This is a genomic window from Streptomyces sp. AcH 505 (assembly GCF_000818175.1).
Classification (GTDB): domain Bacteria; phylum Actinomycetota; class Actinomycetes; order Streptomycetales; family Streptomycetaceae; genus Streptomyces.
Genome location: NZ_JTIY01000001.1, coordinates 4263885 through 4267656, shown reverse-complemented (window position 1 = coordinate 4267656; position 3772 = coordinate 4263885). Strand labels below are relative to the sequence as shown.

Annotated in this window: 3 protein-coding genes; 1 reads left to right on the top strand and 2 read right to left on the bottom strand. The window is 70.5% G+C overall.

Annotation, left to right across the window (positions count from 1 at the left end):
• Positions 1-80 precede the first annotated feature (80 nt).
• Both HY68_RS19525 and HY68_RS19520 read right to left on the bottom strand, forming a co-directional pair.
• A complete protein-coding gene (locus tag HY68_RS19525; protein ID WP_041990619.1) occupies positions 81-527 on the bottom strand; it encodes an SRPBCC family protein in 447 nt (148 codons plus the stop codon).
• A 56-nt stretch (positions 528-583) separates the two neighbouring features.
• A complete protein-coding gene (locus HY68_RS19520) occupies positions 584-1351 on the bottom strand; it encodes a metallophosphoesterase (protein WP_107070196.1) in 768 nt (255 codons plus the stop codon).
• 312 nt (positions 1352-1663) lie between these two features.
• On the opposite strand from HY68_RS19520, the gene HY68_RS19515 reads away from it, so the two are divergent.
• Positions 1664-3475, top strand: a complete 1812-nt coding sequence (locus tag HY68_RS19515) for an AMP-dependent synthetase/ligase (RefSeq protein ID WP_041990617.1) — start codon at positions 1664-1666, stop codon at positions 3473-3475.
• The last annotated feature ends 297 nt before the right edge of the window (positions 3476-3772 follow it).

Genomic DNA, 3772 nt, shown 5'->3' with positions numbered 1-3772 from the left:
CCGGGCCGCCGCGAGGGCGGTCGCCGCGGCCACGGTCGTCCGGCCGGCCCCGCCGGGGCCGGTGACCAGGACCGTACGCATCAGACTCCGGGGGTGGATTCGACGCGCTTCTTCAGCCCCGCGAGTGCCCGGTCGATGATGACCTTCTCGGCCTTGCGCTTGATCATGCCGAGGAGCGGGATCTTCACGTCGACGGCCAGCCGGTAGGTGACCTCGGTGCGGTCGGTGCCCAGCGGCGCCAGCAGGTACGAGCCGTCGAGGGAGCGCAGCATCTGGGACTTCACCAGCGTCCAGCTGACCTCGTGCGCGCTGATCCAGGTGTAGGCGAGGGTGTGGTCGTCCTTGATCGCTCCGGCGTCGAGCACCAGCCTGACCTGCTCGGCACGGCCTTCTGCGTCGGTGGCGAGCACCTCGGCCTCTTTGACCTCGCCGGTCCATTCGGGATAGCGCGCGAAGTCGGCGATCACGCCCATGACGTCGGCCGGGGCCGCCTCGATCGTGATGCTCGAACTGGTGTGTTCCGCCATCGCCGTGCTCCTCCAGGACTGGGTACGCCGCGTGCAGGCTATCGCGTGCGCGGGGCTCACCATTCCAGGGCCCACGGCCGTCCTGTCGAGGCGAAGTGTCCTACGTTCACACATTCCGTCACACCGACCCGCATCCGGCGGGCCAGCGGCTGATGGACATGGCCGAAGAGGGCGTAGCGCGGCCGGGTACGGCGCACGGCGGCCAGCAGCGCGCGGCTGCCGCGCTCGAAGCGGCGGGCCACCGTGTCGTAGATCAACTCCGGCACTTCCGGCGGGATGTGCGAGCAGAGCACGTCGACCTCACCGAGCGCCTCGACCTTGGCGGCGAACTCCTCGTCGGAGATCTCGTACGGGGTACTCATGGCGGTCCGCAGCCCGCCGCCGACGAAGCCGAACACCAGGCCGCCGATCTCGACGCGCTCGCCGTCCAGGACGGTGGTGCCGGGGCCCGCGTACTCCCGCCAGAGCGGCGGCATGTCGACATTGCCGTAGGTGGCGTACGTCGGCGTGGGCAGCACGGCGAACATCTCGGCGTACTGCCTGCGCACCGCGCCCTCGATGGCGTCCGCCGGCTCGACACCCAGCTCCGCCCAGAGCCCGCGGCCGAACTCCCTGGCCTCCTCGAAGCGGCGGGCGGTGCGCAGCTCCACGATCCGGTCGGCGTTCTCGACGCCGAAGAGGTCGGGGAAGATGCCGCGCGAGTGGTCCGCGTAGTCGAGGAAGAGCACCAGGTCGCCGAGACAGATCAGCGCGTCGGCACCGTCACCCGCCCGCGCGAGATCCCGCACGTTCCCGTGTACGTCACTGACCACGTTGACCCGCATACCGATCACCCTAGGGCCTGTCGTTCGGATCGTGCCGGGCTCGCGGGGGCCGGCCCCGCTCCCTGATCCGGCCTGATCCGAACGACAGACCCAACTCGCCTCCCCTACCCGGGTAGAGAGCTCCGGACCTGCGACTTCTGCCGGGGTGTCAGCGGGGTGGACTACTGTGCGCGGAGTACGTGAAGAATCGTGTGACGCGGGAAACATCTGGTCTGGACCCCCTATCGTGCGCCAGTACCGATGGGTAACGTCCGGGCAGTCCAGCCGTGCTCATACAGCCGTGGCGCCGGCGCCCGATGAGGAGCAGCAGTCTTGCGCGAGTTCAGTCTTCCGGCCCTGTACGAGGTCCCCTCGGACGGCAATCTGACGGATCTCATCCGCCGCAACGCCACCCACCACCCCGAGGTGGCGGTCCTCGCCCGAAAGGTCGCCGGCACCTGGACGGATGTCACGGCCGAGCAGTTCCTCGCCGAGGTACGCGCGGCGGCCAAGGGCCTCATCGCCGCGGGCGTCGGCCCCGGCGACCGGGTGGGCCTGATGTCCCGCACCCGCTTCGAGTGGGTGCAGCTCGACTTCGCGATCTGGAGCGCAGGCGCGGTCACGGTCCCCGTGTACGAGACCAGCTCCGCCGAGCAGATCCAGTGGATCCTGGGCGACTCCGGCGCGGTCGCCGTGATCGTCGAGAGCGAGGAGCACGCCGCCTCGATCGAGTCGGTACGCGACGGGCTGCCGGCCCTGCGGAGCGTCTGGCAGATCGACAAGGGCGCGGGCGGCGGCGGCGCCGTCGAGCAGCTGACCTCGGCCGGTGCCGATGTCAGCGACGAGACGGTGGACGACCGGTCCGCGTCCGCGAAGGCGGACGACCCGGCGACCATCGTCTACACCTCGGGCACGACGGGCCGCCCCAAGGGCTGTGTGCTCACCCACCGCAGCTTCTTCGCCGAGTGCGGCAACGTGGTCGAGCGCCTCAAGCCGCTGTTCCGTACGGGCGAGTGTTCCGTCCTGCTCTTCCTGCCCGCCGCGCATGTCTTCGGCCGGCTGGTCGAGGTGGCGTCCGTGATGGCGCCCATCAAGCTCGGCTGCGTCCCCGACATCAAGAACCTCACCGACGAGCTGGCCGCCTTCCGGCCGACGCTGATCCTGGGCGTCCCGCGCGTCTTCGAGAAGGTCTACAACTCGGCCCGCGCCAAAGCCCAGGAGGACGGCAAGGGCCGCATCTTCGACCAGGCGGCCCACACGGCCATCGCCTACAGCCGCGCCCTGTCGACGCCGCAGGGCCCGTCCCTCGGCCTCAGGCTCCGCCACAAGCTCTTCGACCGGCTCGTCTACGGCAAGCTGCGCGCGGTGCTCGGCGGCCGCGGCGAGTACGCCATCTCCGGCGGCGCCCCGCTGGGCGAGCGGCTCGGCCACTTCTACCGCGGCATCGGCTTCACGGTCCTGGAGGGCTACGGCCTCACCGAGTCCTGCGCGGCGACCGCCTTCAACCCCTGGGACCGGCAGAAGATCGGCACGGTCGGCCAGCCCCTGCCGGGCTCCGTCGTCCGGATCGCCGACGACGGCGAGGTGCTGCTGCACGGCGAGCACCTGTTCACCCGGTACTGGAACAACGAACCGGCGACGGCCGAGGCGCTGGCGGACGGCTGGTTCCACACCGGCGACATCGGCACGCTGGACGAGGACGGCTACCTCGCGATCACCGGCCGGAAGAAGGAGATCCTGGTGACGGCGGGCGGCAAGAACGTCGCCCCGGCGGTCATCGAGGACCGGATCCGCGCGCACGCGCTGGTCGCCGAATGCATGGTCGTCGGCGACGGCCGCCCGTTCGTGGGCGCGCTGATCACCCTGGACGAGGAGTTCCTGACCCGCTGGGCCACCGACCACGGCAAACAGCCGGGCTCGACGACGGCGACGCTACGGCTGGACCCGGAGCTGCTGGCGGAGGTGCAGCGGGCGGTGGACGAGGGGAACGCGGCGGTGTCGAAGGCGGAGTCGGTACGCAAGTTCCGCATCTTGACGGCGCAGTTCACGGAGGAGTCGGGACACATCACGCCGTCGCTGAAGCTGAAGCGGAACGTGGTGGCGAAGGATTTCGCCGACGAGATCGAAGCGATCTATCAGGGCTGACGGTTTTTCTGCGGGCCGGTGGTTGGTTGCGGGTTTTGGCTGCGCCGCGTTCGGTTGGTGGCGGGTTCCGGGTCCTGCGGAGGGGGGTGTCCGGACTGCTTGTCGCATGAGCTCCTTCGCTTTACGTCCGGACACCCCCCTCCTCCGGCCCCGGACCCCTCCCCCCGGCGGTCGGCCACACCGCCCGCGTCAGCGCGGGTGAGCGGTGCCCTGCGGTCCGGGGGACACGTCCCTGGCGCGAACGCCCGGCCAACTGCCCTCGGTGGTCCGGCACACGTGTCCCGGACGGTCGGGGTG

What these genes read in the sequence shown, in the direction of transcription:
- HY68_RS19520 (WP_107070196.1), bottom strand. Translation starts at nt 1,351, where the DNA reads ATGCGGGTCAACGTGGTCAGTGACGTACACGGGAACGTGCGGGATCTC.
- HY68_RS19525 (WP_041990619.1), bottom strand. Translation starts at nt 527, where the DNA reads ATGGCGGAACACACCAGTTCGAGCATCACGATCGAGGCGGCCCCGGCC.